Consider the following 18,753-nt stretch of genomic DNA (forward strand, 5'->3'; position numbering starts at 1 on the left):
CGAAGCCTGGCGGAAGGCGAGCCAATCACGATGCTGAAACCATCGACTGGAGAGCCGTGTGCGGGAGAACCGCACGCACGGTTCGGAGGGCGGGGAGGCTAAGCCTTCCCGACCCCTATCAGGGGAATACCTGCCCTGTGGGAGCTTGGCTCCGTCGAGCGATTGGCGCCGCAGGCGCCCCGGCGGTAGCCGCTGACGTGGCAGACAACCGCCAGCGCCGCATCGCTCCGCGAAACGTGACTCCTGGACCGCACCATAGACGAATGACGAGGCAATCCGACATGGAACTGACCCCCCGCGACAAGGACAAGCTGCTGCTGTTCTCGGCGGCGCAACTGGCCGAGCGGCGCCGCGCCCGCGGCCTCAAGCTCAACTACCCCGAGGCGGTGGCGCTGATCAGCTTCGAGATCATGGAAGGGGCCCGCGACGGGCGCAGCGTGGCCGAGCTGATGAGCGTCGGCCGCGAGATCCTGTCCCGCGATGACGTCATGGAGGGGGTGGCCGAGATGGTCGACGAGGTGCAGGTCGAGGCCACCTTCCCCGACGGCACCAAACTGGTGACCGTTCACGAGCCGATAGTGTAAGGAGGCCGGCACCATGATCCCCGGTGAGTATCAATTGCAGGATGGCGAAATCGCGCTCTGCGAGGGGCGCGCGCGGATCGTCGTCGAGGTCGCCAATGCCGGCGACCGGCCGATCCAGGTGGGGTCGCACTATCACTTCGCCGAGACCAACCCGGCGCTCGTCTTCGATCGCAAGAAAGCCCGAGGCCATCGCCTCGACGTGGCCGCCGGCACGGCGATCCGCTTCGAGCCTGGCCAGACCCGCGAGGTGACGCTGATTCCCTACGTCGGGCGACGCCATGTCTATGGCTTTCACGGAGAAGTGATGGGCAGCCTCGATCCATCCAGCCAGACAGGAGGGCAGTCGTGAAGATCTCGAGACAGGCCTATGCCGATATGTACGGCCCCACGGTGGGCGACCGTGTGCGTCTGGGCGATACCGAGCTGTGGGTCGAGGTGGAGCGCGATGCCACCCACTACGGCGACGAGGTCAAGTTCGGCGGCGGCAAGGTGATTCGCGACGGCATGGGACAGAGCCAGCGCCACGATGACTCGGTGATGGACACCGTGATCACCAACGCCCTGATCCTCGACTGGTGGGGGATCGTCAAGGCGGACGTGGGCATCCAGGCCGGGCGCATCGCGGCGGTCGGCAAGGCCGGCAATCCCGATACCCAGCCCGACGTCGAGATCGTCATCGGCCCGGGCACCGAGATCATCGCCGGCGAGGGCAAGATCCTGACCGCCGGCGGTATCGATGCCCATATCCACTTCGTCTGCCCCCAGTTGGTGGAGGAGGCGCTGATGAGCGGCATCACCACCATGCTCGGCGGGGGCACCGGGCCGGCCACCGGCACCAATGCCACCACCTGCACGCCGGGCGAGTGGCACATCGGCAAGATGCTGCAGGCCGTCGATGACCTGCCGATGAACATCGGCTTCCTCGGCAAGGGCAACGCCAGCCTGCCCGAGGCGCTGGAGGCGCAGCTCGCGGCCGGCGCCATGGGCCTCAAGCTGCACGAGGACTGGGGCACCACGCCGGCGGCCATCGACAATTGCCTCTCGGTGGCCGAGCGCTACGACGTGCAGATCGCCATCCACACCGACACGCTCAACGAATCGGGCTTCGTCGAGGATACCCTGGCGGCGTTCAAGGAGCGCGGCATCCACACCTACCACACCGAAGGCGCCGGGGGGGGGCACGCGCCCGACATCATCACCGCCTGCGCCAAGCCCTATGTGCTGCCGTCGTCGACCAATCCGACGCGGCCCTACACGGTCAACACCATCGACGAGCACCTCGACATGCTGATGGTGTGCCACCACCTCGACCCCAACATTCCCGAGGACGTGGCCTTCGCCGACTCACGGATCCGCCGCGAGACCATCGCCGCCGAGGATATTCTCCACGACCTGGGCGTGATCTCGATGATCGCTTCCGACTCCCAGGCCATGGGGCGGGTCGGCGAGGTGGTATGCCGCACCTGGCAGACGGCACACAAGATGAAGGTACAGCGTGGCTTCTTGCCCGAGGACGAGGCGCTCGCCGCCGACAACTTCCGTGCCAAGCGCTATATCGCCAAGTACACCATCAACCCGGCGCTCACCCACGGGATCAGTCACGAAGTGGGCTCGGTGGAGGCGGGCAAGCTGGCCGACCTGGTGCTGTGGAAGCCGGCCTTCTTCGGCGTCAAGCCGGCGCTGATCCTCAAGGGCGGCATGATCGCCGCCGCCCCCATGGGCGACCCCAATGCCTCGATTCCCACACCGCAACCGGTGCACTACCGCACCATGTTTGGCGCCCTCGGGCGTGCCGCCAGCCAGACGCGACTGAGCTTCGTCAGCCAGGCGGCCCTGGACGCCGGCATCAAGGAGCGGCTTGGCCTGCAAAGCCCTCTGTCGGCCTGTTGCAATGTGCGCGGCGTGCGCAAGGGCGATATGAAGCTCAACGACGCCTGCCCGGCGCTCAGCGTCGACCCGCAGACCTACGAGGTGCGCTGCGATGGCGAGCTGCTGACCTGCGAGCCGGCCACCGAGCTGCCCCTGGCCCAGCGTTACCACCTTTTCTGAAATAAGGGCTATGGGCACCAAGGTGAGCGGCGCCGGGGGCAGGCCGTAGCGAGGGTCTTTTGCCAGGGAAGGCAAAAGTAGCGTACAGGGATGTATTTACAGCGCCCTCGCGCAGGCCTGCCCCCGGATCAGCCGCGGGAAATTTCAACGAGGGGATACCAATGCTGAAACTGACAGAACGCCTGGGCCCCGTCGCGGCGGGCCAGGCCACCGACACCCTGACGCTGCCTTACGAGCTGCGCATCCGCGGCCGGCTCAAGGCAGTGAGCGACGCCGGCCGCGAACTCGGCCTGTTTCTCGACCGCGGCCCGGTGCTGCGCGACGGTGAGGGGCTGCGCGCCGAGAGCGGCGAGGTTGTGATCGTCAGGGCGGCCGTCGAGCCGGTGGTCACCGCACGTGTCACCGCCGGCCTGCCGCTGGCGCGGCTCGCTTACCACCTGGGCAACCGCCACGTGCAGCTGGCACTGGGTGAGGACGCGCACTCGTCATCAGGTCAGGGCTTCGTGCGCTTCCCGCCGGACCATGTACTGGAGGAACTGGCCGAATTGCTGGGCGCCAGCCTGGAGCGCCACCTTGCCCCCTTCGACCCGGAGCCGGGTGCCTACCACCAACCGGGCCACTCGCACGGTCATCATCATGGCCACGATCATGAGCATGGCCATGAACACACGCACCACCATGGGCATGGCCACTCCCATGCGCACTGAGCCGCCCGGCGCCGGGCTGGGCGACGACCTGGCACTGCTGGGCCTGCTGCAACTGGTCAGCCCGGCGCTGCCGATCGGCGCCTTCGCCTTCTCCCAGGGGCTGGAGAGCGCCTTCGAGTTGGGCTGGGTGGACGACGAGGCAAGCCTCGGCGAGTGGCTGGCCGGCGTGCTCGACGACGGCCTGACCCGCTGCGAGCTGCCAGTGCTGACACACCTGCAGGTGGCCTGGGCGAGTGGAGACTGGGAGGCGATAGCCGAATGGGACCAGTGGCTCGCCGCCAACCGCGAGACCGCCGAGCTGGCGGCAGAGGACGCGCGGCTCGGGGCGTCGCTGGCACGTCTTCTCGGCAGCCTCGAGTTGCTGCCCAGCGAGCCGCCACTACCGCCGGGTGCCGGCTACGTGACGGTGTTCGCCTGGTCCGCCCAGGTGCGCGGCGTGGCGCCCCGCCAGGCCATGCTCGGCTTCGCCTGGGCCTGGCTCGAGAACCAGCTCGCCGTGGCCTGCAAGGCGTTGCCGCTCGGGCATACCGCCGCCCAGCGGCTGGTGGAACGGTTGCGTCCGGCCCTGGTCGCCGCGGTGGATACGGCCTTGAGTCTGGACGACGACGAGCTCGGCCCGGCGCTGCCCGGCCTGGCCCTGGCCAGCGCCCAGCACGAGACCCAGTACTCACGACTTTTTCGCAGCTAGTGGAATAACCAGGAGAACGACATGACACATTGCCTACGCATCGGCGTCGGTGGCCCGGTGGGCTCCGGCAAGACGGCCCTGCTCAAGCAGCTCTGCCTGGCGCTGCGCGACCACTACGATATCGCCGTGGTCACCAACGATATCTATACCCGCGAGGACGCCGACTTCCTGCTCAAGCACGAGGCGCTGCCCGCGGATCGCATCCTCGGCGTCGAGACCGGCGGCTGCCCGCACACCGCCATCCGTGAGGACGCCTCCATGAACCTGGCGGCCATCGATGAGCTCCAGGGGCGCCACCCGAACCTCGAGCTGGTGCTGGTGGAGTCCGGCGGGGATAACCTTTCGGCGACCTTCAGCCCCGAGCTGTCCGACCTGACCCTCTACGTGATCGACGTCTCCGCCGGTGACAAGATCCCGCGCAAGGGGGGGCCCGGCATCACCAAGTCGGACCTGCTGATCATCAACAAGATCGACATCGCCGAGCGGGTGCACGCCTCGCTCGAGGTGATGGAGCGCGATTCGAGGAAGATGCGCGGCGAGCGGCCCTTCGTCTTCACCAACCTCTACGACGGGGTCGGCCTCGACGAGATCATCGCCTTCATCCTCGACCGCGGCATGCTGCCGGAGCGCCGCCCCCGGCTCGCCACCACCAGCGCCTGATCCCGTCAACCACCGATTCAAGGATTACCCAGGAGATTGCCCTCATGACACGTCATCTTTTCATTGTTTCCCGCGCGGCACTGGTTGCCGTTGCCGCCCTGCTGCTCGGCGCCGGCCTGGCCGTGGCGCATTCCGGGCACGAGGCCCCGGCGGTGCACAGTCATACCGGGAGTCCGGCACTGCTGGCGGTGATCACCATGTCACTGCTGGGCGTCGCGGCCCTGGTCGCCTTGACCCGCTTCATCGTGCGCCGCCTGAGCCTGCGCCGGCAACCGTGATCGTCTCCAGCGGTACAGCTGCAGCGCCCGGCCTCGGCCGGGCGTGCTGCGTCATCGCATCCGGCAGGATATACTGCGGCTGTTGGCGCCCCGGCCGGCGTGGAGGGGGCCGATTCGACAGGGAGAGACGGCATGGACAAGCTGCTGCTGGCGGTGAAGATCGCGATCACGGTGCTCGTGCTCATCCTCTTCGTGCAGAACATTGCTGTGGTCGAGGTGCGCTTTTTGACCTGGAGCCTCTCGTTGCCCCTGGCGCTGCTGCTGGTGGCGATCTATCTGCTGGGCATGGTCAGCGGCAAGAGCCTGATGGGGCTGATGCGTCGCCTGCGCGCCGGTCGCGCCCCGGGGCCGCGCCGCTGAGGCCACCGGGGGCTCAATCCACATGGGTCACCGCCTGGCGCCGGGGGTCGACATGCCACGGCAGGCCGAGGCGGGCGTTGCGCTCCAGCTCGGCGATCACCTGGGCGCCGAGCAGCAGGATGATGGCGCCCACCTCGAGGCTCAGCAGCACCACGATCAGGGTCGCCAGCGAGCCGTAGACCACGTTCACGAACGACAGGTTGGCGAAGTAGAACACCAGCAGCAGGCGTACCCCCTCCCACAGCAGGGCGGCCACGAAGCCGCCCACCACCGCGCGTTTCAGCGCGATCCTCACCACCGGCAGCACCTTGTAGATGGCGCTGAACAGCAGGAAGACCCCGAGGAAGCTGGTGAGGTTGAGCATGGGTTCGGAGAGCCCGGCCAGCGGCAGTTCCCGGCCGAACAGTGCCAGCCACAGGGCGTTGAGGGAACTGGCCAGGGTCACCACCAGGGTCAGGGCCAGCAGGCCCGCCCCCAGTACCAGCATGAAGGCATAGGGCATCAGTACCGAGACCCAGACGCTGCGGCCGGCGTGATGGGTGTCGGGGGCGTGGAAGATGATCGCCAGGGCGTCCTCCAGCATGCGGAAGACGAAGGAGCTGAACAGCAGCAGCACGGGAAAGCCGAGGATGCCGATGACGTCCCGCGAGTCGAGCAGGGTACGCACGGCATCGAGCAGGACCCCGGCATGGGCCGGGGCCAGGTGGCGCGCCTGGACCGTCAGCACCTCGAGCAGGTGCTGCTCGTCCACCACCTGGGCCAGCAGCACCACCAGCACGGCGAACAGCGGCACGATGGAGAGCAGGATGTTGTAGCCCACCCCGCCGGCGAGCAGGATGCCGTGGTTGCGCAGGAAGGCCGTGAGGACACGCCACAGGAAGCGGGCCACCCGTGGCAGCAGGGTGAAGAGGACGTGATGTGATCCGGGGGGTGGCGGTGAGCCCGTCATCTGCCGTGCCGTCCATGAGGCTGTCAGGGCATCATACGCCGGAAACGACGATCGCCGTCAATCATGCCCGCACCGACCCGTGCATGGCATGTCGCCGGTCAGGACAGCATAATGGGTGCCACCGGCCATCGTCCGGGACTTCGCCGGTGCGTGGCTCGACTGGTCAACCGGAGACCACCTTCCTTCCGTCAACGAGGCATCATGGCCAAATTCGAACAGATCGGCACGGCGAGCATTCCCGGCCAGGGCGGTGAACTGAGGCTGTTGCAGCGCAATGACGAGTTCTCCATCCGCATCGCCGGCAAGAGCGGCGAGTTGATGAATACCCGACTGCATGGCTCCGAGGATGCCTTGGCCGAACTGGCCTGCGCCAGGGTCGCCGAGCGCCCCGGGGTACGGGTGCTGATCGGCGGGTTGGGGATGGGCTTCACCCTGGCCGCCGCGCTGGCGACGCTCGGCGAGGACGCCGAGCTGGTGGTCGCCGAACTGGTGCCCGGGGTGGTCGAGTGGAACCGCGGCCCGCTCGGCGCCGCCGCCGGCTACCCGCTGGACGATCCGCGCACCCGCGTGAGCCTGGGCGACGTGGGTGAACTGTTGCGCCGTGAGCCCGGCGGCTTCGATGCGATCATGCTCGACGTCGACAATGGGCCCGAGGGGCTGACGCGCAAGGAGAACGACTGGCTCTACTCGCCCCGGGGACTCGCCGCCGCCCAGGAGGCGCTGCGCCCGGACGGGGTGCTGGCGATCTGGTCGGCGGGCCAGGACCCGGCCTTCACCGAGCGCCTGCGGCGTGTCGGCTTGCTGGTCGAGGAGGTCACGGTACGTGCCCATCGCCCCGGCAAGGGGGCGAAGCACCGCATCTGGTTGGCCGGCTGACATGCGCGCGCGTAGCGCCGGGGCTCGAGCCCTGCTGCCGTTGCTCGCCGCGCTGCTGCTGCTCGCCGCACCGCTGCTGGGCGGCTGTGCGGGACGCCTCACGCCTCCCGAAGCACCCGTCGATCCGGTCGATATCTACCTGCTCGACCATGGTCGCCATGCCAGCCTGGTGCTGCCCCGCTCGCCGGGCGGGATGGTGCGCTACAGCTACGGCGAATGGGGATGGTACGTCGAGGGTCGTCGGCACCTGCTGGCCGGGGCCTCCGCGATGCTGTGGCCGACGACCGGCGCGCTGGGGCGGGGGGTGTTCGACGAGAGGATCGATTCGCCCCGCGACCTCTACCGGTTGGTGCCGGAGGGTGTGGCTCGCATCTATCCCCTCCAGGTGGAAGCGGCGCGGGTCACGGCGCTCCAGCGCCGGCTCGATACGCACTTCGAGGAGGGCGTGGCGCCGACCTACAGCGCCGAGTTCGGCCTCGAGTTCGTGCCCTATCCGCGCGGCTACTGGCTGTCCCACCAGTCCAATCTCGTCACCGCCCAGTGGTTGCGGCGACTGGGCGTCGAGGTTCGCGGGATTGCCTGGTTGTCGAACTGGCGCGTCGAGGCACCCTGAGGCGCCCGGGCCCTCACCCGCACGCTGCCGGTGCGGTCGGGCCCCGACGGGGTGTGAATGCGAGTACAATCCCCCCTCCCACCTGCAGAGACCTGCCATGACCACGACCGATACCCCATCGACCGCTGCGGGTGCCCCCGGCGCCACGGAGCGCCTTTCCAAGCGCCTGGCGCGGTTGCTGTCCTGTTCACGGCGCGAGGCGGAGCAGTACATCGCCGGTGCCTGGGTGCGAGTCGACGGCCGGGTCGTCGAGGAGCCGCAATTCAAGGTCGGCGACCAGCGTGTCGAGCTGGCGCCGGAGGCCAGGGCGGAGGAGATTCCCCCCGCCACCCTGCTGTGCCACTGTCCGCCCGACCATGACGCGGCCGATGGGGCTGCGCTGGCCCGAGCGCTGATCACCCCGGCCTCGCACTGGACGGCTGACCCGACGGGGCGGCGCCCGCTAAAAGCGCATTTCCGCGGTCTGGCCACGATGATGCCGCTGGTGCCGGGGGAGGGCGGCTTGCTGGTCTTCACCCAGGATCGCGGGGTGGCCAGACGGCTCGACGAGCAGATCGCCCGGCTGGAGCAGGAGTGGCTGGTCGAGGTACAGGGCTGCCTCGACGAGTCTCGGTTGGAGGCGCTGCGACGCGGCACGGTGTTCCCGGAACGCCGACTGGCACCCGGCAAGGTCAGCCGGCAGAGCGAGACCCGCCTGCGTTTCGCCCTGAAGGGCATGGTGCCGGGACAGCTCGAGGCGATGTGCACCCGGGTAGGGCTGACCGTGGTGTCGCGCAAGCGGCTGCGCATCGGCGGGGTCTCCCTGGGCCGCGTGCCGGTAGGCGAGTGGCGCTACCTCCGGTCGGGCGAACGCTTCTGAGGGCTCGCTTTCCCCTCTCGCGATCGCTATGTATGCTGAAAGTCCACGCCGCGCGGCCCAGCCGGTCGGTATTGATTCGCAGCCTGAATCCGAGAGGAGACGTCGCATGTCGGAAACCTCGCAGACTTCATTCTTCAAGGACAACCGTGTCAGGGGGCTCGCCGCCGTGGCGGTCGTGGCCGTCATCTGGGCGTTGTTCGCACAGTCCAGCGCCAACTCCCACAAGGAGGAGCGCGAAGCCCTGGAGTCCCGGCTCGCCAACGTGGAGAGCGAGAACGAGTCACTGACCAACCAACTCACCGAGCGTGAGGAAGCCGAGGCGGACATCCAGAGCCTCGAGGCACGGCTGGCGGAGCTCCGCGAGGAGCAGGAAGGCGCCGAGGCCGAGCTCGAGCGGGCCCAGCTCGAAATCGCCGCGGCCAGGGCCGAGCTCGAGGAGGTGCAAGCCGAGCGCGAGTCGATGACGGAGGACGTCGAAGGAGCCGAGACGCGCCTGAACGAGAGCCAGGAGGCGCTGACGGCGCTGCAGCAGGAGTACGACGAGGCCGACCGGGCCCGGCAGGATGCCGATCAGGCACGCCAGGAGGCGGCAGCCGCCCGCCAGGCAGCCGAAGAGGCGCGTCAGGAGGCCGAGGCTGACCGGCAGGCGGCCGAGGAGGCGCGCCGGGAAGCCGAGCAGGCCCGCGAGCAGGCCGCCACCGAGCTCGAGGCGTTGCAGGGCGAGATCGAGGAGGCCGAGGCGCGTCTCGACTCGCTGAATGGCGAGATCGATGAGCGGGAGTCGCAGCGCGACGCCCTGGCGGAGGAAGTGGGTGACCTCGAACAGCGGCTCGAGGCGACCCGCGAGGAACATGAGCAGGTACAGGAAGCCCTGCAACAGAGCCGCCGCGAACACGATGACCTGCTGGTGGCGATCGAGATCGGCCGCGAAGAGGTCGAGACCATCGAGGCCGATATCGAACGCCGCCGGTCACAGCTCGAGCGCCTGGAGTCACAACTGAGCGCCTGGCGTTCCGAACTGGCCGAACTGGAGGCCAACCTGGAAGCCGGTCAGGAGCAGGAAACCGAGCAGAACTGAGGCGAACCCTGTCGGCAAGGGGGCGAACGGCGAGCCTGTCTCGCCGTTCGTGGTGTCTACCCATTGCACGGCCCATGACCCTGGTGGGTATACTGGTCGTGCGGCCGTCCATCGACGGCCCAGCCCACCAGCATTGAGGAGTGAGTCGTGATCGAAGGGGTCAAGCGTATCGTCGCCGTGGCGTCCGGCAAGGGCGGCGTGGGCAAGTCCACCGTCACCGTCAACCTGGCGTTGGCCATGGCCGCCGAGGGCTACCGGGTCGGTATCCTCGATGCCGACATCTACGGGCCGAGCCAGGCCCAGATGCTGGGGGTGGGCGAGGGCGTGCGCCCCCAGGCGGCCGGCGAGAATCGCTTTCGGCCGCTTCAGGCCCACGGCATCCAGGCCATGTCCATGGCCTTCATGGTCGACATCCGCGAGCCCATGGTATGGCGCGGCCCGATGGTGGCCGGTGCCTTCCAGCAGCTGCTGACCCAGACCGCCTGGGACGACCTGGATTATCTGTTCATCGACATGCCCCCGGGGACCGGGGACGTCCAGTTGACCCTCGCCCAGAAGGTGCCCGTGGACGGCGCGGTGATCGTCACCACGCCCCAGGACATCGCCCTGCTCGACGCCCGCAAGGGCATCGAGATGTTCCGCAAGGTGAATGTGCCGGTGCTTGGAGTGGTGGAGAACATGAGCCTGCATGTCTGCTCGAACTGTGGCCACCGCGAGCCGATCTTCGGCGAGGGCGGCGGCGAGCGCATCGCCACCGAATATGAGACCCGGGTGCTGGGGCAACTGCCGCTGACCCTGGCGATCCGCGAGCAGGTGGACGGCGGGCACCCCACGGTGGTGGCCGAGCCGGACGGCGAGGTGACGGCCACCTTCCGCGACATGGCGCGCCAGATCGCGGAACGGTTACAGGATGACTCGTCCGAGGGGCCGGCCATCTCCTTCAGCGACGATTGACTCCCCAAGCAAGGGGCGCCGGGGGCAGGCCGAAGAGGAGGTCTTTTGCCAGGGAAGGCAAAAGTAGCGCCCAGGAACGGGTTTACAGCGCCTCCTCGCAGGCCTGCCGCCGGATCAGCCCCGTGTGGCTATTGCACTACCCTTGGGCGATCGACAGGGCGGATGACGCACACCGCCGGGGCCGCTATCATGGCGGCCCCGATTCCTCCTTTCGATACCTCACCAGGACGTCCCGATGAGCATCAAATCCGACAAGTGGATCCGCCGCATGGCCGAGCGGGAAGGCATGATCGAGCCCTTCGAGGCCGACCAGGTGCGCTACGTGAACGATCGTCGGGTGATCTCCTACGGGACCTCCAGCTACGGCTACGACGTGCGCTGTGCCGACGAGTTCAAGGTCTTCACCAACATCCATTCGGCGGTGGTGGACCCCAAGGCCTTCGACGAGAAGAGCTTTGTCGACATCAAGGGCGATGTCTGCGTCATTCCGCCCAACTCCTTCGCCCTGGCGCGCACCGTCGAGTATTTCCGTATCCCGCGCAGCGTGCTGACCATCTGCCTGGGCAAGTCGACCTATGCCCGCTGCGGGATCATCGTCAATGTGACGCCGCTCGAGCCGGAGTGGGAGGGGCACGTGACCCTGGAGTTCTCCAACACCACCAACCTGCCGGCCAAGATCTACGCCAACGAGGGCGTGGCGCAGATGCTGTTCCTCGAGTCCGACGAGGAGTGTGCGATCTCCTACAAGGACCGCGGCGGCAAGTACATGGGGCAGCGGGGGGTGACCCTGCCCCAGGCGTGAATCTGCGGGTGGGTGTGTTTCACGTTACCGAAGGGGCTGGTCGGTTTCCCCGGCAAGCCGGCCTTAATGGACCCGTCCCGCTGTGCAAGTCAGAAGTGACGAGGCATCGGTGAGTGAGGACGGGATGCTCGCGCTCTACCCTCATCTCCTGCGCTGCGGCAGTTGGTTCATGATGGCGTGGCGTTCGGCATCGCTGAGCGACGACCAGGTGGCGATTTCGTCCAGTGTGCGGAGGCAGCCGAGGCAGTAGCTGCCACCCGGCGGGAGGCGGCAGACGCCGGTGCAGGGTGAGGCGATCCGTTGGGCCCGGGTGTCGTCGCTCATCGGTTGGCGCCGGGCACCCAGAGCACGTCGTCCTCGCCGTTGGCGTTGGCCTTGCGAGCCGCGACGAACAGCAGGTCCGAGAGCCGGTTCATGTACCGCAGGACCTCGGGGTTCACCGGCTGGGCTTCCATGAGTTCTGCGATCAGGCGTTCGGCGCGCCGGGCGACGGTGCGGGCCAGGTGCAGGTGGGCGGCCAGGGGCGTGCCGCCGGGGAGGATGAACGAGCGCAGGCTGGCGAGGTGCGCGTTGAGCGCATCGATCTGCCCTTCCAGATAGTCGACCTGCGAGGCCGCCACGCGCAGCGGGGGATGTCTGGGGGCGTCCTGCTCCGGGGTGCAGAGGTCGGCGCCGACGTCGAACAGGTCGTTCTGGATCCGCGCCAGGACCCGCTGCAGCTCGCCTTCGGCATGCAGCTGGGCCAGGCCGATGGCGGCGTTGGTTTCGTCCACCGTCCCGTAGGCGTCCACGCGCAGGTCGTGTTTCGCCACCCGGCTGCCGTCGCCGAGCCCGGTGTCGCCCTTGTCGCCGGTGCGGGTGTAGATCTTGTTGAGCTTCACCATGTCTCTCGTCTTGCCTCAGGGTCTGCCGCGGCCTCGTCCCCGGCCAGGGCCTGGAGGGCCGTGCGGTAGGTGTCGCGCAGGGTCGGCTCGTCGAGCAGCTGGGGATGGTCGTCCAGCAGTTCCGCCACCCGGCGCACGATCAGTGACTGGACATGATAGCGCCGCCGCAGGCGGCGTGTCTGCGTCGGGTCGCGCCGTTCGCTCAGCCAGGCGAGGTGTCGGGTGATGGCGTCATCCAGCTCGGCCAGGCCTTCCTCGCTGTCCTGGCTCACCTCGATGACCGGTGGCAGCCAGGCGCGGGCGTGGCGGTGGCGTTGCACGATGCTGCGCACTTCCGAGGCGGTCTTCCTGGCGCCGGGCAGGTCCGCCTTGTTGATGACATAGATATCCGCGAGCTCGAGTATCCCGGCCTTCATCGCCTGCACGGCGTCGCCGGAATTGGGTTGCAACACCATGACCAGGCTGTCCACCGCGTGGCGCACGGCGTGCTCGGCCTGGCCGACCCCCACGGTTTCCAGCAGCACCTCGCGAAAGCCGTGGCCATCCAGGGCATCGAGCAGGTCCGCCACGTTGTCGGCCAGGCCGTCATTGGCGGAGCGGCTGGACAAAGAGCGGATGTAGAGCTCGGGCTCGTTGACGATGTTGTCCATGCGGATGCGATCGCCGAGGATCGCGCCGCCGGAGAGCGGGCTGGTCGGGTCGATTCCCAGGATGGCGATGCCACCCTGGTCACGGCAGGCGGCCAGGCGTCGCTTGGCGAGGCGGCTGACCAGGGTGCTCTTGCCCGCGCCAGGGGCGCCGGTGAAACCGATGCGGGTGGTGCCGCCGTCGGAGGTTGGTCGGTGCGCCACCTGGTCGAGACTCTCGGCCACGGAGGCCGAGGCGAGCCTGGTGAGGGTGCGACCCAAGGCGCGACGTGAGCGGGGATCGAGCCGGGACATGCGTTAGCCTCCCTCGGTGTCGTGCGGCGGAAGAATGTCCCAGCGCCTGCCTTGGAGCGGTTCGCTGTCCTCGTCGAGCAGCGGTGGGGGAGCGTAGTGGGGTGGCTGGTCCGGCAGCTTGATGGGGTTGCCCACCATGCGGATCTCCCCATGGGCCGTGGGTACCGAGACGACCATCTGGCGCGACTGGGTCAGCGCCGACTCGAGTGCCGTCTCCAGGCTCTGCACGCCCGCCACCACCACGCCCAGCGGCGAGAGCCGGTCCACCCAGCTGTCGGTAGTGCCGGTCGACAGCACCGCCTGGATGTCGTCGACCACGTGCTCGCGATTCGCGGCGCGTGCCTCCATGGTCGAGCGGTGGGGGTCGTCGATCCATTCCGGATGACCGACTTCGCGGCAGAAGTCCGCCCAGAAGCCGTCGTGGGTGATGAACAGCGCCAGGTGGCCGTCCAGGGTGCGGAAGATCTGCGCCGGCACGATAAAGGGGTGGCCGCCGCCGGGGTAACGCTGGACCTTCTGCCCGGCGTTCAGATAGGCGCTGGCGAGGTAGTTCAATTGCGAGAGCATGGTGTCGTAGAGCGACACGTCGACCTGGCCGCCGCGGCCCTCCACCAGCTTGGCGGTCAGGCCCAGTGCCCCCATGATGCCCGCGGAGTTGTCGACCACCGAGTAACCCGTCTTCACCGGCGGGCCGTCGGGGTCGCCGGTCATGGCCATGACCCCCGCGAGAGCCTGAATGACATAGTCGTAGGCGGGCTTGTCGGCGAAGGGGCCGTCCAGCCCGTAGCCGGTGAGGGCCAGGCATACGAGTTTGTCGTTGTGCACGCGCAGGGCGTCGTAGGTCAGGCCCAGCTTGCGGATCGCGGCGGGGCGAATGTTGGTGAGCAGGGCGTGCGAGTTCGCGGTCAGCTCGCCGAGGCGGCGTTTCCCGGCCTCGCTGGTGAGGTCCAGGCAGAGGCTGCGCTTGTTGCGGTTGAGGCTGGCGAAGTAGGCGTTGTGGGGGCCGATGTAATTCGGCCCGATCTGGCGCCCGATATCGCCCTGTCCGGGCGCTTCGATCTTGATCACGTCCGCCCCCAGGTCGGCCAGCAGCATGCCGCAGTAGGGCCCGGCCAGCATATGGCTCACCTCGAGGATGCGAATGCCGGTGAGCGGGCCCTGGGCGTGGGTGGCATCGTTCATTGCAGTTGCCTCTCGATGTCGCGGAGGACGTCTTCCAGGGGCATTTCCGAGGTGTAGACACCGCATACTCCCGCGTTCAGCAGCGCTTCGCGGTCCTTCTCGGGAATGGTGCCGCCCACGAAGACCTTGATGTCGCCGGCATCGTACGCCTCCAGGCAGCGCATGGTCTCGCGCACCAGCTCCAGGTGGCTGCCCGAGAGCATGCTCAGTCCCACCACGTCCACGTCCTCGTCCACCGCGACCTTGGCGATGTACTCGGAACTCTTGCGCAGTCCGGTGTAGATGACGTCGGCGCCGGCGTCGCGCAGGGCCAGGGCGATCACCTTGGCGCCCACGTCGTGGCCGTCGAGGCCGGGTTTGGCGATCAGGATTCTCTTGCCTTTCAAACTCATGGGGATTCTCCAATGACGCGTGGCGGGGCCCTACGGCCGGGGGCCGCGCTCACAGACGAATGGGTTCCTGGAATTCGCCCCATTGCGACTTGAGGGTGGCGACCATTTCGCCCACGGTGGCGTAAGCGTGACAGCAGTCGATCAGGTAGGGCATGAGGTTCTCGTCATCCTGACCGGCGGCCTTTTCCAGCGCCTTCAGGGTCCGTTCGACCTGGGCCGGGTCGCGCTCGGTGAGGAGGCGCTGGTATTTCTCCTGCACGCGCTCCGAGGCCTGCGGGTCGACCTTGAACACCTCCCCGAAATCGTCGGTCTGGTCGTCGCGGCGGAAATAGTTCTGGCCGACGATCACCGTTTCCCCCCGGTCCACCTTCTGCTTGCGTTGGTGAGCACGTTCGGCGATGCGCGCCTGCAGGTAGCCGTCCTCGATCGCCTTCACGACACCACCGTAGTCGTCTATTTCCTCGATGACCCGGCGCGTTTCCTCTTCCATGCGGTCGGTCAGCCACTCCACGTAGTAGCTGCCGCCGAGTGGGTCGACCGTCTTGGAGATGCCACTCTCGTAGGCAATGATCTGCTGCGTTCGCAGGGCGAGCTCGGCGCTGAACTCCGTGGGGATCTGGAAGGCTTCGTCGTAGGCGCAGGTGAACACCGATTGCGCGCCCCCCAGCGTCGCCGCGAGGGTTTCGATTCCCACGCGCACGATGTTGTTGTAGGGCTGTGCGGCGGTCAGCGACGAGCCGCCGCAGACCACGCCGAAGCGCAGTCGCTGCGCCTTGGGGTCGGTGATCCCGAAGCGCTCCTCGAGCAGCCTGGCCCACAGCCGCCGTGCCGCGCGGAACTTGCAGATCTCCTCGAAGAAATCCATGTGCACGTAGAAGAAGAAGCTTAGCCGGTTGGCGAACTTGGTGGCGTCGCCGCCGCGGCGGATCAGTTCTTCGACGTAGGCCAGGCCATTGGCCAGGGTGTAGCCCAGCTCCTCGACCGCGGTGGCCCCGGCGTCACGCACGTGGGCGCCGGCGATGCTGATCGGGTTGAAGCGCGGTGTCTCGCGGTTGGAGAACAGGATGGTGTCGGAAATCAACCGCATCGAGGGCCGCACCGGGAAGATCCAGGTGCCGCGGGCCACGTACTCCTTGAGGATGTCGTTCTGAATGGTGCCGGTGAGTTTCTCGCGGGGCACGCCCTGCTTGTCGGCCACCGCACAGTACATGGCATAGATGATCGCCGCGGTGCCGTTGATGGTGAAGGAGGTGGAGATGCCGCTCAGATCGATGCCGTCGAACAGGATCTCGGCTTCGGCGAGGTTGGACAGCGAGACACCGACCTTGCCGACTTCGGAGCGCGCCATGGAATCGGTCGGGTCATAGCCGCACTGGGTTGGGAGATCCAGGGCCACCGAGAGACCGGTCTGGCCGCTCTCCAGCAGGAAGCGATAGCGCTCGTTGGTGTTTTCCGCCGTGCCGAATCCCGAGTACTGGCGAAAGGTCCACAGCCGCCCGCGATAGCCGTTGGGGAAGATGCCCCGGGTGTAGGGGGGCTTGCCGGGCAGCCCCGGGTCGGGGTGCTGCAGCATGTCCGCTGTCACCAGCTCGGGAATCTCGATACCGGATGCGGTGTACGGCTCGGGAATCGGTGGGGTGCGGTTCTGGGGGGCTGAATCGTTCATCGGGTCCTCCTGCTGTTCAGCACCTTGTCGGCGGCGGCCCAATGGTCGTCGTGGGTCCAGGTCTCAACGAAATGGCGGGTCTCGATCGCCTCGAGGGCGGCCGCTGGCTGGCCATCGCGATGGGCGTTGGCCAGTGCCTTGAATGCCCGGAGCACCTGCGGAACCTGGGCGAGGATGGGTTGGCAGAACGCCGCCACGCTGTTGTCGAGTGTGTCGCCGGGTGCAGTGGCTTGGTCGATGAGGCCGATGCGCAGGGCGTCGTTGGCCGTGAGCAGTTCGGCCCGCGACAGGAGCCGCAGGGCCTGGGTCGCGCCCACCCGCTGCAGCAGCCGGGGACCGCCGCCCCAGGCGGTGGAGATGTTGAGCTTGCCCTGGATGAAACCGATGCGGCTGGTGGGGCCGGCGACGATGAAATCACAGGCCACCGCGAGTTCCGCGCCACCGCCCAGGGCGTCGCCGTTGAGGGCGGCGATGACCGGGACCGGAAAGCGCGAGATGGCATCGAGGGCGCGTCGGGCATCGCGGCTCATGGCCACGGCGTCGGCGTCGGAGCGCACCGCGGAGAGGTCGCGCAGATCGCCGCCGGCGGCAAAGCTCTTGTCGCCGGCGCCGGTCAGTACGGCGGCCTTGAGCCCGGGCGTCTCGGCGTGCTGTGTGAAGGCGTCGGCGAGATCGTCGAGTACCGCACGGGACAGGGCATTGCGTTTTTCCGGGCGGTTGATGGTCACCCGCAGCAGGGGGCCATCCGAGTCGACGACGAGGTGAGCGGCTGCCATCGGGTTTCTCCTGGGTGGCACTTGTGACTTGTATTTACACTATACTGAATAACTATACTTGTATGTGAAATAGTGCCTGTCAAGACCAACAGGGATATACCGGCCAGCGGGGGCGTGATGAATCGTAACGAGGAGAAGGTGTCCGGCGAGGAGGGCATCGGGTCGCGAGATGCAATGACGGTGCTCGCCGCCACCACCTGGGTGCAGGCCCTGTGCAGCACCGCCATGCTACTGGTTCCCGTGCTGGCTCCCCGGATCGCTGCCGACTTCCGTGTGCCGGCCAGTCTGGTGGGGTTGCAGGTCAGCCTGCTATATGGCGTGGCGATGCTCTCCTCGATGCAGGCGGGGTCGCTCGCCCGGCGGCTCGGAGCCTGCCGGGCCAGTCAGGTAGCCATGCTGTTGGTCACCGCAGGGTGTGCGGTTGCGTTGGCTGGCACGCCCGCGATGCTGGTGACGGCAACGGTTCTCCTGGGGATGGCCTATGGGCTGACCAACCCGGCGGCAGCCCAGTTGCTGGCACGCTTCACGCCACGCAAACATCGCAACCTGATCTATTCGATCAAGCAGTCCGGGGTTCCTCTGGGGGGTGTACTGGCGGGGGCCGTTGCTCCCTCATTGGCTCAGGCGTGGGATTGGCATGGCGCTTTCGCGGCCCTGGGAATCAGCACGCTTGTCACATCGCTGGCGCTCCAGATCCGTCGACGGCTCTGGGACAGCGACCGGGCTCTCTCTGCTCGCATGCAGGGGTTCGGCAGCCTGAACGTGCTGTATCGACGGCGTCCCATGCTGTGGCTGGGCCTGGTCGGGTTCTGCCTGGCCGCCGCTCAGCTGTCGCTGCTCAGTTTCGCCGTGGCATTCATGGTCGAGGAATTGCTGGTCTCATTGGTGACGGCCGGCATCATCATGTCCGTCATACACGCCTCGGGCGTATTCGGGCGCGTGGGCTGGGGGATGCTGGCCGATCGGCTGGGGGGAAGTGTGCCGGTACTTCACGGGCTGACGGTCGCAATGCTGCTGTTGTTCCTGGCCATGACCCAACTGGTCCCCGGCACGCCGCCATGGCTGGTGATCGTCTTGCTGAGTGCGGTCGGGGCGACGGCCATCGGCTGGAACGGTGTGTACCTCTCGGAGGTGGCGAATCGCAGCCCCCAGGGGGAAGTGGCGGAGACAACGGCCGCCGTACTGGTACTCACGTACATGGGGGTACTGACGGGGCCGGCGCTGTTCAGCCTGATCGTGGCGCTGGGCGGCAGCTACGCCATCGGCTTCCTGTTGCCGGTGGTGGCCTCGCTGCTGGCCCTCTTCTGTCTCAGGGAGTCCAGCCGCCCCCAGGAGGCGCCGAACGCCCACGGCATCGACAGGTGAACGCCATGACGTATCAGGATGTCGGCACATCAACAGCTTGCGACCGGGTGAAATATTCAGTATGCCGAAAGTTTATGCATACAGTGGAAA

Annotated in this window: 23 protein-coding genes; 15 read left to right on the forward strand and 8 right to left on the reverse strand. The window is 67.5% G+C overall.

Annotated elements, in window-relative coordinates; translation table 11 throughout:
- Positions 1-281 precede the first annotated feature (281 nt).
- The 8 genes from AC5W54_RS14180 to AC5W54_RS14215 all read left to right on the forward strand — a co-directional run bounded on the left by AC5W54_RS14180 (position 282) and on the right by AC5W54_RS14215 (position 5,326).
- On the forward strand, positions 282-584 hold the full coding sequence (locus tag AC5W54_RS14180; protein ID WP_495962733.1) for an urease subunit gamma: 303 nt from the start codon (positions 282-284) through the stop codon (positions 582-584).
- Between the two features lie 13 nt (positions 585-597).
- Complete coding sequence (locus AC5W54_RS14185) at positions 598-933, forward strand: urease subunit beta (RefSeq protein ID WP_495962734.1); 336 nt, start codon at positions 598-600, stop codon at positions 931-933.
- The gene (gene ureC / locus AC5W54_RS14190; protein WP_495962735.1) at positions 930-2,633 is read left to right on the forward strand and encodes an urease subunit alpha; all 1,704 of its coding nucleotides are present in this window, start codon (positions 930-932) and stop codon (positions 2,631-2,633) included. The genes AC5W54_RS14185 and ureC overlap by 4 nt, the downstream gene beginning before the upstream one ends.
- A gap of 161 nt (positions 2,634-2,794) precedes the next feature.
- Positions 2,795-3,340: an urease accessory protein UreE gene (locus AC5W54_RS14195; protein ID WP_495962736.1), complete on the forward strand. Its 546-nt coding sequence runs from the start codon at positions 2,795-2,797 to the stop codon at positions 3,338-3,340.
- Positions 3,330-4,028, forward strand: coding sequence for an urease accessory protein UreF (locus AC5W54_RS14200; protein ID WP_495962824.1), 699 nt, complete (start codon positions 3,330-3,332; stop codon positions 4,026-4,028). Before AC5W54_RS14195 ends, AC5W54_RS14200 begins: the two co-directional genes overlap by 11 nt.
- 21 nt (positions 4,029-4,049) lie before the next feature.
- Positions 4,050-4,688 (forward strand): urease accessory protein UreG, encoded by a 639-nt coding sequence (ureG, locus tag AC5W54_RS14205; RefSeq protein WP_495962737.1) that lies wholly within the window; start codon positions 4,050-4,052, stop codon positions 4,686-4,688.
- Positions 4,689-4,732: 44 nt separating this feature from the next.
- Positions 4,733-4,966 (forward strand): hypothetical protein, encoded by a 234-nt coding sequence (locus AC5W54_RS14210; protein ID WP_495962738.1) that lies wholly within the window; start codon positions 4,733-4,735, stop codon positions 4,964-4,966.
- Positions 4,967-5,098: 132 nt separating this feature from the next.
- Positions 5,099-5,326: a lipopolysaccharide assembly protein LapA domain-containing protein gene (locus tag AC5W54_RS14215; protein WP_495962739.1), complete on the forward strand. Its 228-nt coding sequence runs from the start codon at positions 5,099-5,101 to the stop codon at positions 5,324-5,326.
- Positions 5,327-5,339: 13 nt separating this feature from the next.
- Here the strand turns inward: AC5W54_RS14215 and AC5W54_RS14220 are convergent, their stop codons facing one another.
- Positions 5,340-6,275: a YihY/virulence factor BrkB family protein gene (locus AC5W54_RS14220; protein WP_495962740.1), complete on the reverse strand. Its 936-nt coding sequence runs from the start codon at positions 6,273-6,275 to the stop codon at positions 5,340-5,342.
- Between the two features lie 201 nt (positions 6,276-6,476).
- Here AC5W54_RS14220 and AC5W54_RS14225 point away from each other — a divergent pair, with 201 nt between their 5' ends.
- The 6 genes from AC5W54_RS14225 (at position 6,477) to dcd (ending at position 11,457) form a co-directional block, all read left to right on the forward strand.
- Positions 6,477-7,151 carry a spermidine synthase gene (locus tag AC5W54_RS14225; RefSeq protein ID WP_495962741.1) on the forward strand — a complete coding sequence of 225 codons (675 nt, stop codon included), beginning with the start codon at positions 6,477-6,479 and terminating at the stop codon, positions 7,149-7,151.
- Between the two features lies 1 nt (position 7,152).
- The gene (locus AC5W54_RS14230) at positions 7,153-7,764 is read left to right on the forward strand and encodes a hypothetical protein (protein WP_495962742.1); all 612 of its coding nucleotides are present in this window, start codon (positions 7,153-7,155) and stop codon (positions 7,762-7,764) included.
- A gap of 97 nt (positions 7,765-7,861) precedes the next feature.
- On the forward strand, positions 7,862-8,623 hold the full coding sequence (locus AC5W54_RS14235) for an RNA pseudouridine synthase (protein WP_495962743.1): 762 nt from the start codon (positions 7,862-7,864) through the stop codon (positions 8,621-8,623).
- 106 nt (positions 8,624-8,729) lie between these two features.
- Positions 8,730-9,701, forward strand: coding sequence for a coiled-coil domain-containing protein (locus AC5W54_RS14240; RefSeq protein ID WP_495962744.1), 972 nt, complete (start codon positions 8,730-8,732; stop codon positions 9,699-9,701).
- A gap of 150 nt (positions 9,702-9,851) precedes the next feature.
- Positions 9,852-10,655: an iron-sulfur cluster carrier protein ApbC gene (gene apbC, locus AC5W54_RS14245; protein WP_495962825.1), complete on the forward strand. Its 804-nt coding sequence runs from the start codon at positions 9,852-9,854 to the stop codon at positions 10,653-10,655.
- 235 nt (positions 10,656-10,890) lie between these two features.
- Complete coding sequence (dcd, locus tag AC5W54_RS14250) at positions 10,891-11,457, forward strand: dCTP deaminase (protein WP_495962745.1); 567 nt, start codon at positions 10,891-10,893, stop codon at positions 11,455-11,457.
- 141 nt (positions 11,458-11,598) lie between these two features.
- Here the strand turns inward: dcd and AC5W54_RS14255 are convergent, their stop codons facing one another.
- The 7 genes from AC5W54_RS14255 to AC5W54_RS14285 are packed head-to-tail and all read right to left on the reverse strand — an operon-like array spanning position 11,599 to position 17,298.
- Positions 11,599-11,781 carry a DUF1289 domain-containing protein gene (locus AC5W54_RS14255; protein ID WP_495962746.1) on the reverse strand — a complete coding sequence of 61 codons (183 nt, stop codon included), beginning with the start codon at positions 11,779-11,781 and terminating at the stop codon, positions 11,599-11,601.
- A complete protein-coding gene (locus tag AC5W54_RS14260) occupies positions 11,778-12,341 on the reverse strand; it encodes a cob(I)yrinic acid a,c-diamide adenosyltransferase (protein WP_495962747.1) in 564 nt (187 codons plus the stop codon). Before AC5W54_RS14260 ends, AC5W54_RS14255 begins: the two co-directional genes overlap by 4 nt.
- Entirely contained in the window at positions 12,335-13,282 is a 948-nt protein-coding gene (locus tag AC5W54_RS14265; RefSeq protein WP_495962748.1) for an ArgK/MeaB family GTPase, read from the reverse strand. Before AC5W54_RS14265 ends, AC5W54_RS14260 begins: the two co-directional genes overlap by 7 nt.
- Positions 13,283-13,285: 3 nt before the next feature.
- On the reverse strand, positions 13,286-14,464 hold the full coding sequence (locus tag AC5W54_RS14270; RefSeq protein WP_495962749.1) for a CaiB/BaiF CoA transferase family protein: 1,179 nt from the start codon (positions 14,462-14,464) through the stop codon (positions 13,286-13,288).
- Positions 14,461-14,856, reverse strand: coding sequence for a cobalamin-dependent protein (locus AC5W54_RS14275; RefSeq protein WP_495962750.1), 396 nt, complete (start codon positions 14,854-14,856; stop codon positions 14,461-14,463). Before AC5W54_RS14275 ends, AC5W54_RS14270 begins: the two co-directional genes overlap by 4 nt.
- A 49-nt stretch (positions 14,857-14,905) precedes the next feature.
- Positions 14,906-16,522 carry an acyl-CoA mutase large subunit family protein gene (locus AC5W54_RS14280; protein ID WP_495962751.1) on the reverse strand — a complete coding sequence of 539 codons (1,617 nt, stop codon included), beginning with the start codon at positions 16,520-16,522 and terminating at the stop codon, positions 14,906-14,908.
- Complete coding sequence (locus AC5W54_RS14285) at positions 16,519-17,298, reverse strand: enoyl-CoA hydratase/isomerase family protein (RefSeq protein ID WP_495962752.1); 780 nt, start codon at positions 17,296-17,298, stop codon at positions 16,519-16,521. Before AC5W54_RS14285 ends, AC5W54_RS14280 begins: the two co-directional genes overlap by 4 nt.
- A 117-nt stretch (positions 17,299-17,415) precedes the next feature.
- Here AC5W54_RS14285 and AC5W54_RS14290 point away from each other — a divergent pair, with 117 nt between their 5' ends.
- A complete protein-coding gene (locus tag AC5W54_RS14290) occupies positions 17,416-18,663 on the forward strand; it encodes an MFS transporter (RefSeq protein ID WP_495962753.1) in 1,248 nt (415 codons plus the stop codon).
- Positions 18,664-18,753 lie beyond the last annotated feature (90 nt).

The organism is Halomonas sp. LMYGS-3 (genome assembly GCF_059509875.1).

Coding starts and splice junctions, on each gene's coding strand:
- AC5W54_RS14265 (WP_495962748.1), bottom strand. CDS start 13,282: ATGTCCCGGCTCGATCCCCGCTCACGTCGCGCCTTGGGTCGCACCCTC.
- ureG (WP_495962737.1), top strand. CDS start 4,050: ATGACACATTGCCTACGCATCGGCGTCGGTGGCCCGGTGGGCTCCGGC.
- AC5W54_RS14210 (WP_495962738.1), top strand. CDS start 4,733: ATGACACGTCATCTTTTCATTGTTTCCCGCGCGGCACTGGTTGCCGTT.
- AC5W54_RS14290 (WP_495962753.1), top strand. CDS start 17,416: ATGAATCGTAACGAGGAGAAGGTGTCCGGCGAGGAGGGCATCGGGTCG.
- AC5W54_RS14285 (WP_495962752.1), bottom strand. CDS start 17,298: ATGGCAGCCGCTCACCTCGTCGTCGACTCGGATGGCCCCCTGCTGCGG.
- AC5W54_RS14220 (WP_495962740.1), bottom strand. CDS start 6,275: ATGACGGGCTCACCGCCACCCCCCGGATCACATCACGTCCTCTTCACC.
- AC5W54_RS14185 (WP_495962734.1), top strand. CDS start 598: ATGATCCCCGGTGAGTATCAATTGCAGGATGGCGAAATCGCGCTCTGC.
- AC5W54_RS14200 (WP_495962824.1), top strand. CDS start 3,330: ATGCGCACTGAGCCGCCCGGCGCCGGGCTGGGCGACGACCTGGCACTG.
- AC5W54_RS14195 (WP_495962736.1), top strand. CDS start 2,795: ATGCTGAAACTGACAGAACGCCTGGGCCCCGTCGCGGCGGGCCAGGCC.
- AC5W54_RS14240 (WP_495962744.1), top strand. CDS start 8,730: ATGTCGGAAACCTCGCAGACTTCATTCTTCAAGGACAACCGTGTCAGG.
- AC5W54_RS14280 (WP_495962751.1), bottom strand. CDS start 16,522: ATGAACGATTCAGCCCCCCAGAACCGCACCCCACCGATTCCCGAGCCG.
- AC5W54_RS14225 (WP_495962741.1), top strand. CDS start 6,477: ATGGCCAAATTCGAACAGATCGGCACGGCGAGCATTCCCGGCCAGGGC.
- AC5W54_RS14235 (WP_495962743.1), top strand. CDS start 7,862: ATGACCACGACCGATACCCCATCGACCGCTGCGGGTGCCCCCGGCGCC.
- AC5W54_RS14180 (WP_495962733.1), top strand. CDS start 282: ATGGAACTGACCCCCCGCGACAAGGACAAGCTGCTGCTGTTCTCGGCG.
- AC5W54_RS14260 (WP_495962747.1), bottom strand. CDS start 12,341: ATGGTGAAGCTCAACAAGATCTACACCCGCACCGGCGACAAGGGCGAC.
- AC5W54_RS14255 (WP_495962746.1), bottom strand. CDS start 11,781: ATGAGCGACGACACCCGGGCCCAACGGATCGCCTCACCCTGCACCGGC.
- AC5W54_RS14215 (WP_495962739.1), top strand. CDS start 5,099: ATGGACAAGCTGCTGCTGGCGGTGAAGATCGCGATCACGGTGCTCGTG.
- dcd (WP_495962745.1), top strand. CDS start 10,891: ATGAGCATCAAATCCGACAAGTGGATCCGCCGCATGGCCGAGCGGGAA.
- AC5W54_RS14275 (WP_495962750.1), bottom strand. CDS start 14,856: ATGAGTTTGAAAGGCAAGAGAATCCTGATCGCCAAACCCGGCCTCGAC.
- AC5W54_RS14270 (WP_495962749.1), bottom strand. CDS start 14,464: ATGAACGATGCCACCCACGCCCAGGGCCCGCTCACCGGCATTCGCATC.
- AC5W54_RS14230 (WP_495962742.1), top strand. CDS start 7,153: ATGCGCGCGCGTAGCGCCGGGGCTCGAGCCCTGCTGCCGTTGCTCGCC.